Genomic DNA, 14,147 nt, shown 5'->3' with positions numbered 1-14,147 from the left:
TTTTCTCGGCGCAGTCTTAGAATCGCTAATTATTTAAGTATATTCGTCGTATGCTTTAACCTGTTCAATATAGTGCTTTTTTTTCAGAACAGCCCAATATCATCAGGTTGTTTTACAGAAAAAAAATAGTAAAAAGAAGTAAATCATAAAAATCATAAAAGCCTATTATTCAAATATAAATAAATTTTAAACAGAAGTTAAAGTTCATATAAATAGGAATAATAAACTAAAAAAAATAGCAAACACTCGATATACAAAAATTAATGAAACATAAAAACATAATTATCAGCATATTATCATTATTATCATTAATAATATATTCACAAAAAAGTTCTGCTCAATTTTTTGAAGACAGCCAAGCGCCCTTAAGCCAAAAATGGTATAAAATTGAAACCAAGAATTTTCAACTAATTTTCCCTGAGGAGATGAAGAGCAAGGCCCCTACCCTAGCTGACCAGGTTAACCGATCGCTGCGTACAACTGCTAGAAATTACAAAATAACACCGCGGAAAATTCCATTCATTATCCATAACACGAATCTACAAACGAATGGTTTTGTACAGCTGTCTCCACGTAAATCTGAACTGTACAGCACCGCAGGCGCAGAACCCGACAACCAGACCTGGCTACCCAATTTGATCCTTCACGAGTCAAGACACGTAAGTCAATTTGACAAATTGACAGGCATACTACGCGCGCCATTTTTTGAACAATTAGCCCTTGCCTACTACGGATTGACCGTTCCTTCCTGGTATTTTGAAGGCGATGCAACCCTTACAGAAACCATATATTCGGAGGGAGGGCGAGGAAGATTACCCGCTTTTGAAATGCCCATCAAAGCGAACTTTCAATCGAATCACAGCTATAGTTTTAATAAATATTTATTGGGGTCCTATAAAGATATAGTCCCGAGTTACTATACAATCGGCTATCTGATGACCTCCACTTTAAAGTCGGAATTACCTTCGAATTATGAAGCCGACCTCTTTTCAGAGCTGAACAAAAAACCATTATATCCCTATAATATCAATCGTGTTTTAAAGAAAAAAATTGGAGGAAATAGTGCCTACTTATACAATAAAACAATAGCAAATTTAGAGACCATATGGAATAAGAAAACAAGCGACTATCAATACCAGAAATACAAAGAAATAGACAAGAAAAACGACAGCTATTACAACAGCAATTTATTGCCGAAACACAAGAACGGTCTGATCTATTTCATTAAGCAGAACCCACAAAAGACCAACGCAATTTACACGTATGATGTGGCAACAAAAACAGAAAATAGGCTCGCTAAGACTGGCATACAGTTAACACCACATTTTGACGTAAACAGCAATTACATCTTATGGGATGAGCTGCATAAAGATCCGCGTTTCAACAAGAGAACATACAGCGTCATCAATATCATGAATCTCAAAACAGGGAAAATTAACCAGCTCAGCAAACAGACGAGATATTATTCACCTATTTTTAGCCCACTAGACGAAACCATCGCCTGTGTTGAGGTAGATTTATCCAACGACAGCTATCTGACGCTTATAAACCTTAAAAACAACAGTATCATCAAACGGATTAAAATAGGTAATGCCGAACAGCTCCAACACCCAGCTTTCAACCCCCAAGGAGATAAAATAATAGGTATACGATTATCCCAATATGGAACCGCATTATGTGAAATTGACCTGAATAATAACAAAATCACCAACCTGACACCATGGGGTAACCAACAATATGAAAGACCGCAATACCTTTCAGGTATGAAGATTATCACAAAAGCTAACTTCAATGGTATCGATAATATCTACACTATTGATCTCTTATCTGGTAAAAAACAGCTGCTGACAAAGGCACAGTTTGGCGCGTTCAACCCTTTTTACGACAAGGACACAAGGCAATTATTCTTCAACGATTACCAATACAATGGCTACAAAATCGCCCAAACATCCATAGACACAACATTTGATATCGCTCCCGAAACAGATTATTTTTCGCATTACTATAGCACAGCACTAATGAAAGACAGCGTAAAAAATATCGCTTCAGTCTCAGTAGATACTAGTCAGCACTACCAAATTGTTCCCTATCGTGGACTAGGTAGAACGTTTAATTTCCATAGTCTTTCGCTAAGTAGCAGCAATTTTGAAAGCTTCGACAATTTTAAACCCGGAGTCTTCTGGTTATCAAACAACATCTTAAATACCACACAAATTGCACTGGGATATGAATATGATACCGACATCCGAAAAGGAGTATATTCGGCAGAACTGACCTACAACAAGTACTTCCCAAAATTCTCACTACGTTATGAAAACAGAGGGCAAATCGCAGCAGCAAGCATCCCTAATAAACCGGACAGTAGCATCCGTTTCGACTGGCGCGAGCATTATATATCGTCACAGATCTCCATCCCACTCTCCTTTTACAGAAGAGACTACGTCTATTCCACTGGGTTCAACCTGGCAACAGCTTATCTAAGGCGCTATGATCTTAGCCGAACAGATGTCAAAAACTTTAATTACGAGACTGCATTTCCATTAACATACCAGCTTTACCTCAATCGCAATGCGCGTATGGCCAGCATGGATCTCTACCCAAGATGGGGGCAAAATTTTAGCGTCACCTATCGGCATACCCCCTTCGAAAACAATGCAAAAGGTGAAATTCTATCGGCACGAACAGTATTTTATCTACCTGGATTCATGAGCAATCACGGCTTTCAAATCAGACTGAGCGCCCAAACAGGATCAGGAATTTATCAATATATCAACGACATCCCTTTAGTGAGTGGATTTAGCTACTACAAATATGAAAAAATAAAAAACACAGTATTGGTTAACTATCGCTTCCCCATAGCTTATCCCGACCTTGGATTAGGATCCTTAGCTTATATTAAACGTGTAAAAGGTGGAATATTTGCCGATTATCAAAACATACACAAACACAGGGAGATTTCACCAAAAAGTTTTGGGGCCTATCTATCGCTTGATTTCAATGCTTTCAGATACCCACTTCCAGACTTCGAATTCGTCGTTAAAGGCACCTATATCAATGACAACACGACAACGCAACGTATAGTTCCAACATTCAGTTTAAACTACACCTATTAAGGATGAATCGCCCAGTTAAAATTCAGTGCCAAAGCATAATGATCCGACAAGGGCAGCCCTTTAATATTAGTGAATAGATTATTTTCTATGTTATAATCCCGGGCAGTAAGACTTAGGTGACTGCTGCTCCGGTAAAGAATCTTATCGATAGATTCGCTCTGATTGCCGATAGACAACATATGTGGAGGCTTAAACTCATGCCGCACCTCTGGTACTAAGCCTCCATTTTCGAGCTCAACCCAGCTGTCAACCAATGTTGTGGAATCCATAAAATCATGCAGATTATCATCACAAAAACTATAATGTGCATTAAAATCGCCCATTACTATAAGTGGCTTATCGCTCGAATGCTCTCCGATATAATCACGTAGCTGATTGAGATTATCCCGACGTGCACTCGAAGCTTTCCTGCTATTCTGTGCGTTCGCATGAACGTTATAAACATCCAACCAGACTTCAGGAACGATTTCTATCTGAACTAGGGTAAAGCCTTTCGGTGTTAGAAAATCTGCTCCCGTACGTTTCTTCCAGGGTACGCGAACAACATCGGTCATTGGAAAATGAGACAAGGTATTGAGACCATCACCAAAGGGAACACGCCCTTTGGTTCTTGTGCGATATGGATGTAAATTCCCGCCCCAATATAAACTTCTATTATAATTGAAATCCTCCTGTACATTAACAATATCAAAAGGATTGATCTTCTTTCCAATTTCAGCAATACTTCTACTTCTGCCTGTAATCGCAGAAGAAATAATCCCGGGCAAGCCCGCTACATTATACGTCAGTACCGAAAAAAAACCAGAACTACCTTTTTCTTTACTCTTATTAGCATCCATCAATATCTGCATATATAACCCATGTCATGATAAATTTAGCAAATACAATAAAAACTCACCAGTACTACACAAACATTTAACAGATAATTGATTTAATCTGACATTACATCAATAGTTTAGTACATAACACAGATCTTTTTTAATGAAAAAGGGACAACATAACGTTGTCCCTTTTCTAAAAATTTGATTTATATTAATCTTCAAGTGCCTTCACACCTGGAAGAACTTTTCCTTCCATGTATTCCAAAAGAGCACCACCACCTGTACTGACGTAACTTACATCCTCAGTCATACCAAATTTACTTACCGCAGCAGCTGAATCACCACCTCCTATTAAAGAGAATGCGCCATTTTTCGTTGCTTCCACAACAGCATCAGCAACAGCTTTGGTACCCTTCGCAAAGGTATCAAATTCAAAAACACCCATCGGACCATTCCAAAGAACTGTTTTAGAATTCTTGATGATCGCTGCGAAATTTGCAGCAGACTCCTGCCCGATATCAAGACCTTGCAAATCTGCAGGAATTTGATCATTTGGTCCATCATACACATTGGCATCGTTTGAAAATGCATCTGCAATCTGAGCATCCGTAGGAATAACCAAGTTTACACCTTTTTCCTTCGCTTTTTTCACCAACTCATTCGCTAAATCAAGTTTATCGATTTCAACCAATGATTGACCAATTTCACCACCTCTAGCTTTGATGAATGTATAAGCCATACCTCCACCAATCAAAAGATTATCAACTTTATCCAATAAGGCCTCAATTAACTGAATTTTATCAGAAACTTTTGCACCTCCCATAATAGCCGTAAAAGGTCTAACCGGATTGTTTAATACTTTTTCTGCGTTTCCAACTTCTGCTGCCATCAAGTAACCGCTATATTTAGCTCCCGGGAAAAATTGTGCAACAATTGCTGTCGAAGCATGAGCCCTGTGCGCTGTGCCGAAAGCATCGTTTACATAGATATCACCTAATTTTGACAACTTTTCTGCAAACTCAACATCTCCCTTTTCTTCTTCTTTATAGAAGCGAAGGTTTTCTAGCAATAAAACCTGACCAGCTTGTAAAGCTGCAGCCTTTTCTACAGCCTCTGTACCGATACAGTCATTGGCAAACTGAACATCAGTACCTAAAACCTGTGAAAGATGAGCAACAATATGTTTTAATGAATACTTATCAGTAGGACCATCTTTTGGCCTTCCTAAGTGGGACATCAATATCACGCTTCCACCATCATTCAAAATCTTCTTTATTGTTGGAGCCGCTCCCTGGATACGATTATCATCCGTAATATTGAAATTTTCATCCAAAGGCACGTTGAAATCCACACGTACCAAGGCTTTTTTACCTGCAAAATTTAAATCGTCTACTGTTTTCATTATGTAACTTTATTGATTTGGGATTAGGTCGTTTTGTCAAACGAACAGCTAAATATAAAAAAAAGCATTTGCTTTCATTAGAAATAATTATTTATTAATGGCAATTCTTACCTTGGATCGAACTTCTCGTCACACAACGTAAGAATTACCTCTATCGTCATAAATCATAATAATCTATAACCATCCGACGATTGGACTCCCTTTGCGAATCAATTGCTAGTGAATCTCAACGCTATAAGGCAATCTCGCCTGCACACCCGTCTGTGCGGTAGCTTTTTTCATGACATCAAAATAACGATAGTATTCGCCCATTTGCTCTTTTGCAAGCCAAACTTGGACTTTTTCTTTTGAGTTATTCAATATTGAGGTAAAAGGATCCTCTTTCTCCGGATACTGGGACACTTTGTATTTGCTCAAGTTGGCCTTTTTAGCGGCAGCCTGAATAGCGGCATCCAAGTTTCCGAGACGGTCAACCAATTTATTGTTCAGTCCTTGCGCACCGGTCCAAACTCTTCCCTGCCCAATACTATCAACATCAGCAATGGATAATTTACGGCCATCCGCAACAACTTTCGTAAATGTACCATATACTTTATCAACTTCCCGCTGGATGATATCCCTTTCTTCTGCTGTCAACGGGCGATCAAAGGAAGTCATCAAATCGGCAAACTTACCCGTTTTTACACCATCGTAATGTACTCCAATCTTATTGTTCATCAGATTTTGGAAATTAGGAATCACGCCAAATACGCCAATAGATCCTGTAATCGTGGTTGGTTCGGCAAATATCGAATCCGCTGCCGCTGAGATATAATACCCTCCTGATGCAGCTAAATCTCCCATGGAAACAATGACAGGCTTCACTTTCTTGGTCAAGATAACCTCCCGCCAAATAATATCTGAAGCCAAAGCAGATCCACCTGGTGAATTAACACGCAAAACAACAGCTTTAACCGCATCATCTTCTCTTAATTTTCGTAGTTCGCGGGAGAATTTATCACCGCCGATTTGGCCAGGTCCAGTACCCTCACCGTCAACAATTTCTCCGGCAGCATAAAGAACCGCGACTTCAGATCCACTCGCATCGTCTTTTATCTTTTTATTATAATCCAGTAGAGAAACAAACGATATTTCATCTTTTTCCGAAATTTTCAAACGTTTTCTCAAGTCTGACAAAAGTTCGTCTTTATACAACTTGGCATCCGCAAGCTTATATTTTACCGCATCGTCCGCATCCCGAACACGATAGTCATTCGCTATAGCCCGTAATGAATCCGCAGCAATATTTCTGCTCGCTGCTATTTCATTAATAAAAGTACTGTATATACTTCCCAAATATGATGTTACCTGCAAACGATTGGGATCACTCATTTTATTCAAAAAGTAAGGTTCAACGGCACTTTTAAATGTACCCACCTTCACAATCTGCATCTCTACCCCAACCTTATCCAAGAGGTCCTTATAGAACATCGTAGAACTTGCCAAACCTCTAAAATCAATCGTTCCTTGTGGATTAACATATACTTTATCAGCAATGCTCGCTACATAATAGGCCTTTTGGTCATACCCGGCATTATAAGCAACAACAAATTTCCCGGTTTTCTTAAAGGCCAAAAGTTCGTCCCTTAATTCCTTTAAGCTCGCAAAACCAACACCGATATGACTAGCATCTAAATAGATCCCTTTAATATTCCCATCCGTAGCTGCATACTTGATCCTCGCTAAAATATCGTCTAGTCCAATATTTTTAGTGGAATAACCTGGAAGATTGAGACTACCCAAAGGATTTGCTTCACTTCTCTCTGTAATATCATAATCAAAAGATAGGTATAAGACCGAGTTGCTTTTAACAACTATCTCCTGATCAGAGGACGCCGAACTGATGATCGCCCCAATAATTCCCATCAAAACAATAAACAACACAACAAAAGAGATCACAATCCCCGTAATTGTTGCCAGTACGTACTTAAAAAATGATTTCATATTTTGTAATTAAATCCGATCCATAAGATATCTTCCAATAGAAAGACCTATTTTTCACTAAAGGTAATGCAATATTTTTTATTCACCCAGTCTTTTATTTCAACTACAACATATTTTATTCGCGAAATTAAGATGCCTAGCCTGAAAAAAAACTTACATATCCAAAGATCATGAATACCCTAAATCCAAAGAAATAGCCGAAATTCAAACAACTAAGTTCCACAAAAGCTTAATTTAGCATTATGAATAAGATTTATATACTTTTGGGCACTAACCTTGGAGATCGTTTTCAACAGCTTGATCTAGCAAGAAAACAACTTGAAACACATGTTGGAGCAATTATTGAAGTTTCTTCGATCTATGAAACAGCGGCCTGGGGAGTTGAAGACCAACCGGCCTTTTTGAATCAGGTCGTTTTAATAGCGTCCGAGTTACAGCCTTTGGCATGCTTAGATCTAACACAACATATCGAACAGGAATTAGGACGTATCCGTATAAAAAAATGGGGTGAAAGAGTCATTGATATTGATATACTCTACTTTAACCAGGAAATTATCGATCTGCCATCGTTGCAGATTCCACACCCTTTTATTGCTGATCGCAGGTTTACACTGGAGCCTTTAGTGGAAATAGCACCAGCCTATATCCATCCCGTTTACAAAAAAAATAACGTATATTTATTGAATAAATGCAAAGACGACTTACCTGTAAAGAAAATTAGCGACGATGAACCATATCGATATTGAACTGATCAACCAAAACATGTTTGACAACCAAGACTTAATCAAACAATTTGTATCCATGTATCTTATTCAAACACCTGTCGATTTCGACAAGCTCCGCGAAGCAGTGGATGAGGGAGATCTTCAAAAGATTGGCGATGCTGCACATCATATCAAGCCGACTATGGACTATATCGGTGCCTTTCATCTAAAAGAAAAATTTGAGGAATTAGAGACCAATTCAAAGAACGAAGCATCTTTTGACAGCCTTCGGGCCACTTTTGGTGTTATCGATATTGAAATGAAAGAGCTTCTATTTGAATTGGAACAATATGAAAAAACGATCTAAACCAGATCGTTTTTTTTATTAAAATGCAATGCTGATAATAGGAAATATAAAATTAAAATAATCGGTAAAGCCATAAATTGACCAACAATAAACAAGATCAGCGTCAGGATCAAAAATATGAAGCGAAATTTATTCGTTTTCCAATCCATCGAACTAAATTTCATCGAAAACAACCTAATTTCACTTACCAAAAGATAACTGGTTAAAAGAACACTACCGATTAATACAATCGGATTTAAAACCAATTGCGGGTACTTGTCTGCGATATAAGGCAATGAAAGCACATAAAATGTATTCATTGGCGTATTCAAACCAATGAAATCAGAAGTTTGGCGCTCATCCAGGTTGAACTTTGCTAAACGTAAAGCCGAGAAAACAGTAATGATAAACCCTAAATAAGGTAACAGAGAACCATCAGGAAATACCTTTGTCAACAAGGTAAACATGATTGTCCCAGGTAAAAAACCAAAACTGACCATATCAGCCAACGAATCCAGCTCCTTTCCTATTGGCGATTTAACATGAAGTAGTCTCGCTACCATTCCGTCAAAAAAATCGAATATCCCGGAAGCAAATACGCAAATAGTGACAACTTGAATATTGCCTTGCAATGCCATCAATACAGCGATACAGCCACTAAATAAATTTAGACAAGTCAGCAGATTTGGGATATGTTTTTTCATGTACAGGATCTATTTTATAAAAAAAGCCATCATTTGATTAAAAATGATGGCTAAAATATCAAAATTTGATGGGATTACCCATTCATACTGATCAAAAATTCTTCATTTGATTTAGTTCCACGCAATTGACCTTGTAAAAATTCCATGGCCTCTGTAGAATTCATATCCGATAAGTGGTTACGAAGTACCCAAATACGTTGTAATGTTTCTTTGTCAGTCAATAGATCATCACGACGTGTACTCGATGCGGTGATATCGATCGCAGGGAAAATTCGTTTGTTTGCCAACTTACGATCCAACTGTAATTCCATATTACCTGTACCTTTGAATTCCTCAAAGATAACTTCGTCCATTTTAGAACCTGTATCTGTCAATGCTGTTGCTAAGATCGTCAATGAACCACCATTTTCAATATTCCGGGCAGCACCAAAGAAACGTTTTGGTTTGTGTAAAGCATTCGCATCCACACCACCTGACAAAATTTTACCTGACGCAGGCGCCACTGTGTTATAGGCACGTGCCAATCTTGTAATCGAGTCTAACAAGATAACGACGTCATGTCCACATTCTACCATACGTTTAGCTTTCTCAAGCACGATGTTTGCAATTTTAACGTGACGGTCAGCCGGCTCATCAAATGTCGAAGAAACAACTTCCGCGCGTACACTTCTCGCCATATCAGTAACCTCCTCAGGGCGCTCATCGATTAATAAGATAATCAAATAAACTTCTGGGTGATTTTTTGCAATAGCATTTGCAACCTCTTTCAACAAGTTTGTTTTACCCGTTTTCGGTTGAGCAACGATTAATCCACGTTGACCTTTACCTATAGGCGTAAATAAATCCATGATACGTGTAGAGTAATTTCCAACACCCATATCTAAATTTAAACGCTCATCAGGGAATAATGGTGTCAAATAATCAAATGGCACACGATCACGTACCTCAGCCGGATTTTGTCCATTGATAGCCTCAACCCGTACCAGAGGGAAGTATTTTTCACCCTCTTTAGGCGGACGGATACAACCACGTACCGTATCTCCCGTTTTCAAACCAAATAATTTGATCTGAGATTGTGATACATAAATATCATCAGGAGAAGTCAGATAGTTATAATCTGATGAACGTAAGAAGCCATAACCATCAGGCATGATCTCCAATACACCCTCATTAACGATCACATTATCGAAATCTGTACTTGAAGAAGTGTTTTCTGCTTTAGGAGTTTGTGTTGCTTTTTCAGGTTGGGGGCCTTTATCTGCTGCTGGTGTATCTTCGGTTGCAACAGGGGTTTCGTCATGCTCAGAAACTTCACGTTTTCTTACCGTGACAGGTTCCGCAGTTTTTACGGTCCGCACACGTTTACGTGTACGCTCAGCATGTTCCTGATTATCTTCCTCTACTTTAGCTGCTTTTTCAGCTGGCGCTGGTGCTGCTTCCTCTTCCCCACCAGTATTGCTAATTCTTTCGATTAATTCTTGTTTACGCAATTTATCAGCATCTGCGATACCGATCAACTTAGCAATCTCGCGCAATTCCGATACGAGTTTAGCGTTTAATTCGTTAATATCCATTAATGTGTTGTGTATGATTTTTGGATTTTTTTTTGAGCTTTTTTTTGAATTCTGATTACACACTTAAACAAGTTTCCATGATTAAGTGAGATGAAGAACTTAATGATTTCTTTTAAACCCGAAGTGGATTAAATATTGAGAACCTAGACAAAGAAAAAAACAAATTTTGTTATTTCAAAATATTTCAAAAAAAATATTTACTATTGTAGCTAGTAAAACGATTTAACAACATTTTTAGATTGAATTTTATATTTTTTTTCATAAGTTCGTACCTTTCAAAATTTAAGTTTTTAGATCCCTTATATGGAACAGCAACAAACTAAAACCAATTACCCCGCACTCTACACATTGATTATTGTGTTTTTCTTTTGGGGGTTCATTGCGGCAGGGAACAGTGTTTTTATACCGTTCTGCAAAAATTACTTTCATTTAGACCAGTTTCAATCCCAGTTAATAGACTTTGCTTTTTATACAGCCTATTATATTGGTGCATTGTTACTATTTATATTCAGTTCAATCGGGGGAAAGGACCTGGTTGGAAAATGGGGATATAAAAAGAGTATAGTTTACGGTTTACTTTTCTCGGCCTTGGGTGCCGCAGCCATGATTGTTGCTGTCGAAGTAAACTTATATGTTGGTATGTTGTTGGGACTATTCGTTGTAGCCCTTGGTTTTTCATTACAACAGACTGCAGCAAATCCATTTGCCGTTTTATTGGGCGATCCAAAAACGGGTGCTTCCCGTGTGAACCTAGGCGGTGGTATCAACTCATTTGGTACAACAATAGGCCCTCTTGTTATCGGGTTTTCCTTATTCGGAACTTTTGAGCCTATTTCTGACTCCGAGATCGCCAACCTTCCGCTAAACAAGGTTGTTTATCTTTATATAGGTGTTGGTCTATTGTTCCTGTTGGCTGCAGCATTATTTAATTTCAGTAAAAAAGTTCCTGCTGGAATTAGTGATGAGCCAATGGAAAAAGCGAATAAAGCTTTACTTACCTTGATCATTATGACCATCCTCCTTTTTGGTATGTTCACGCCAGTGTTTTTAAGCTATAAGAGCGACTTAGCCTTGCAGGTAGAGCAGTTACACAAACAGGTTTCAAGTTTAACAGATCAGGTTCAGATCGATCAACTCAAACTGCACATTAAAGAAGTTGCCAAACCACTCGAAATGCAACGCATGTTATGGTTGGCAGGAGCATTGGTCGTTGTGATCGGTGGTTTATTGTTCTCCAATAAGAGCGCGCAAAAAAATCCAGAAGGTTGGGGTGCGATGAAATATCCACAATTGGCTTTGGGTATGCTCGCGCTTTTTATCTATGTCGGTATCGAAGTCGCAATCGGTAGTAACCTCGGCGAATTATTAACATTGAAGGAATTTGGTCATTTGCAATCCTCGCAAATTACACCTTATGTATCCATGTATTGGGGGAGTATGATGATCGGTCGTTGGGCTGGTGCTATTACAGCATTTAACTTGAGTAAATCAACTAAAAATGGATTATTGATTATCGTTCCTCTGATTGCATTCTCCATTATCATCGGCGTCAATACGCTTGCAGGATTTGAGATGTCACATCTGTATTATTACGTCGTATGTATTATTCTTCAAATTGTAGCATTCTACCTAAGTAAAGAAAAACCTGCTCGCACATTGATTATTTTTGGATTATTTGGAATTATTGCGATGTTAATTGGCCTATTCTCATCGGGCACTATTGCAATCTATTCTTTCTTGTCAGGCGGTCTTGCATGTTCAATTATGTGGTCATCAATTTTCAGTTTGTCCATTGTAGGTTTAGGAAAATATACCGCTCAAGGTTCTGCATTCCTTGTCATGATGATTCTTGGTGGTGGAGTTCTTCCTCCAATTCAAGGAAAATTAGCGGATATTATCGGTATCCATAACTCGTATATTTTACCATTAATCGGATTCTGTTATGTTGTTTTCTTTGCGATATTTGTTAAGGGAATATTAACAAAACAAGGAATCAATATTGATGAAATAGAGGCTGAAGGAGGCCATTAACACCCCTCACTAATTGTAAATAGTACACTATTTAAACAATTTTATTACACAGCTCAAAAACTGGCTTAACAACACCGTTAAGCCAGTTTTTTTATATAGTCACCAAAGTACAAACATTTATTTTTTGAAAAATAAGAGGATAAATTATGATATTTAAAATTAAAAAATGTATTTTCGGGGAATTGATTAATGAATTGATTACTCATTTTATAACGATAAACACAATTAAAACTACTCAATAATGATAATCATTGCTGACGGGGGATCAACAAAAACAAACTGGTGTTTGTTAGACGATTCGAATAAAAAAATCTACTTCAACACGGAAGGGTACAACCCTTATTTTGTTGATAGTGAATACATTGTAAACTCCCTAAAAAAAGGACTACCGCAAGATTTACCTTTTGAAAAAATCTCAGAGGTAAACTATTATGGTGCAGGTGTTCATAACAAGGAAAAAGCACAAATTGTTGTTGATGCTTTAAAACAAGTATTTACTACAGCTGAAGTTGAAGTAGGACACGATCTTCTTGCAGCAGCAAGAGCATTATTAGGAACTCAAGCCGGATTTGCTGCGATCTTAGGAACAGGAACAAATTCTTGTCTATACGATGGTAAAGAAATCACATTAAACATCGACTCAGGTGCTTACATTTTAGGTGATGAAGGTTCTGGTAGTTATATTGGTAAAAAATTACTGGCAGATTATATTCGTAATTTGATGCCTAAAGATGTTAAAGAAGTATTTTATAACACGTATAAAATGACAAAGGACGAAATTATGGACGCGGTTTATACCAAACCAATGCCAAATCGTTTCTGTGCAAGCTTTAGCAAATTTGTCTATGACAACAATGTAAATATCGAATACACACGCAATATTGTTGATGAAGCTTTTGAAGCATTTTTCAGAAATCTTGTCAGCAAATACCCTAACTATCAAAGCTATACTTTCAACTGTATCGGTTCGGTTGGTTACAATTTCAGAAATGTATTAGCAGAAAAAGCTGAGCAATATGGAATGAAAGTAGGAAAGATCTTGCGCTCCCCTATCGACGATTTAGTACAATTCCACATCGATAGAGCAGCAGCGACTGCCAAATAGAAAAAGAAAAATAATCTTTAACATAAGGAAAGAAGCTGTCTCAAATTTATTGAGGCAGCTTTTTTATTAAATATGGCTATGCGATAGATTTGTGAGTTGTTTGTTGATTATTTCACAGAACTGTTCATTTGGGAAGAAAAAGAACAAAAAGTAGCTTTTTAAGCTGCTTTTTTCCTTAGATTTTGCGCTATAGCCAATAAACCCCATTCTATGGACACTTTTTCCTTACCGCGGAGCATAAATCTTCGGAACCCGTGGTTCTGTTTTATGTTTCCAAAGACTGGTTCGACATCGTGACATCGCTGTTTTCTTTTGGCTATACCGACATCGCTGTTAAGCAATCCGTATGCTCTATCTTTATAAG

11 protein-coding genes are annotated in these 14,147 nt (G+C 37.8%); 5 read left to right on the top strand and 6 right to left on the bottom strand.

Annotated elements, in window-relative coordinates; all coding sequences use genetic code 11:
• The first annotated feature begins 425 nt into the window (after positions 1–425).
• Entirely contained in the window at positions 426–3,113 is a 2,688-nt protein-coding gene (locus IQ31_RS25530; RefSeq protein WP_244294581.1) for a TolB-like translocation protein, read from the top strand.
• Here IQ31_RS25530 and IQ31_RS25525 read toward each other — a convergent pair.
• The 3 genes from IQ31_RS25525 to sppA form a co-directional block, all read right to left on the bottom strand.
• Entirely contained in the window at positions 3,110–3,964 is an 855-nt protein-coding gene (locus IQ31_RS25525; protein ID WP_088160759.1) for an endonuclease/exonuclease/phosphatase family protein, read from the bottom strand. The genes IQ31_RS25530 and IQ31_RS25525 overlap by 4 nt on opposite strands.
• A gap of 181 nt (positions 3,965–4,145) precedes the next feature.
• Positions 4,146–5,336, bottom strand: a complete 1,191-nt coding sequence (locus tag IQ31_RS25520; RefSeq protein ID WP_070570453.1) for a phosphoglycerate kinase — start codon at positions 5,334–5,336, stop codon at positions 4,146–4,148.
• 216 nt (positions 5,337–5,552) lie between these two features.
• The gene (gene sppA / locus IQ31_RS25515; protein ID WP_088160757.1) at positions 5,553–7,319 is read right to left on the bottom strand and encodes a signal peptide peptidase SppA; all 1,767 of its coding nucleotides are present in this window, start codon (positions 7,317–7,319) and stop codon (positions 5,553–5,555) included.
• Between the two features lie 242 nt (positions 7,320–7,561).
• Here sppA and folK point away from each other — a divergent pair, with 242 nt between their 5' ends.
• Positions 7,562–8,065 (top strand): 2-amino-4-hydroxy-6-hydroxymethyldihydropteridine diphosphokinase, encoded by a 504-nt coding sequence (folK, locus tag IQ31_RS25510; RefSeq protein WP_145331053.1) that lies wholly within the window; start codon positions 7,562–7,564, stop codon positions 8,063–8,065.
• Positions 8,046–8,390: an Hpt domain-containing protein gene (locus IQ31_RS25505; RefSeq protein ID WP_145331051.1), complete on the top strand. Its 345-nt coding sequence runs from the start codon at positions 8,046–8,048 to the stop codon at positions 8,388–8,390. The genes folK and IQ31_RS25505 overlap by 20 nt, the downstream gene beginning before the upstream one ends.
• Here the strand turns inward: IQ31_RS25505 and pssA are convergent.
• Positions 8,387–9,073 (bottom strand): CDP-diacylglycerol--serine O-phosphatidyltransferase, encoded by a 687-nt coding sequence (gene pssA / locus IQ31_RS25500; protein ID WP_070570444.1) that lies wholly within the window; start codon positions 9,071–9,073, stop codon positions 8,387–8,389. The genes IQ31_RS25505 and pssA overlap by 4 nt on opposite strands.
• 74 nt (positions 9,074–9,147) lie before the next feature.
• Positions 9,148–10,647 (bottom strand): transcription termination factor Rho, encoded by a 1,500-nt coding sequence (gene rho, locus IQ31_RS25495; protein ID WP_070570498.1) that lies wholly within the window; start codon positions 10,645–10,647, stop codon positions 9,148–9,150.
• A gap of 303 nt (positions 10,648–10,950) precedes the next feature.
• Between rho and IQ31_RS25490 the strand changes: the two genes are divergently transcribed.
• Entirely contained in the window at positions 10,951–12,678 is a 1,728-nt protein-coding gene (locus tag IQ31_RS25490; RefSeq protein WP_145331049.1) for an MFS transporter, read from the top strand.
• Between the two features lie 241 nt (positions 12,679–12,919).
• Complete coding sequence (locus IQ31_RS25485) at positions 12,920–13,783, top strand: N-acetylglucosamine kinase (RefSeq protein ID WP_145331047.1); 864 nt, start codon at positions 12,920–12,922, stop codon at positions 13,781–13,783.
• Positions 13,784–13,941: 158 nt separating this feature from the next.
• On the opposite strand, the gene IQ31_RS25480 is transcribed toward IQ31_RS25485, so the two are convergent.
• Positions 13,942–14,147 (bottom strand): transposase (locus tag IQ31_RS25480; protein ID WP_145331045.1); only part of this gene is annotated, 206 nt, incomplete at its 5' end.

Source organism: Sphingobacterium siyangense (assembly GCF_007830445.1).
GTDB lineage: Bacteria > Bacteroidota > Bacteroidia > Sphingobacteriales > Sphingobacteriaceae > Sphingobacterium > Sphingobacterium siyangense.
Note: the sequence above shows the minus strand (reverse complement) of the source record. Positions and strands in the feature narration are given on the sequence as shown.

What these genes read in the sequence shown, in the direction of transcription:
- IQ31_RS25530 (WP_244294581.1), top strand. Translation starts at nt 426, where the DNA reads ATGAAGAGCAAGGCCCCTACCCTAGCTGACCAGGTTAACCGATCGCTG.
- IQ31_RS25525 (WP_088160759.1), bottom strand. Translation starts at nt 3,964, where the DNA reads ATGCAGATATTGATGGATGCTAATAAGAGTAAAGAAAAAGGTAGTTCT.
- IQ31_RS25520 (WP_070570453.1), bottom strand. Translation starts at nt 5,336, where the DNA reads ATGAAAACAGTAGACGATTTAAATTTTGCAGGTAAAAAAGCCTTGGTA.
- sppA (WP_088160757.1), bottom strand. Translation starts at nt 7,319, where the DNA reads ATGAAATCATTTTTTAAGTACGTACTGGCAACAATTACGGGGATTGTG.
- folK (WP_145331053.1), top strand. Translation starts at nt 7,562, where the DNA reads ATGAATAAGATTTATATACTTTTGGGCACTAACCTTGGAGATCGTTTT.
- IQ31_RS25505 (WP_145331051.1), top strand. Translation starts at nt 8,046, where the DNA reads ATGAACCATATCGATATTGAACTGATCAACCAAAACATGTTTGACAAC.
- pssA (WP_070570444.1), bottom strand. Translation starts at nt 9,073, where the DNA reads ATGAAAAAACATATCCCAAATCTGCTGACTTGTCTAAATTTATTTAGT.
- rho (WP_070570498.1), bottom strand. Translation starts at nt 10,647, where the DNA reads ATGGATATTAACGAATTAAACGCTAAACTCGTATCGGAATTGCGCGAG.
- IQ31_RS25490 (WP_145331049.1), top strand. Translation starts at nt 10,951, where the DNA reads ATGGAACAGCAACAAACTAAAACCAATTACCCCGCACTCTACACATTG.
- IQ31_RS25485 (WP_145331047.1), top strand. Translation starts at nt 12,920, where the DNA reads ATGATAATCATTGCTGACGGGGGATCAACAAAAACAAACTGGTGTTTG.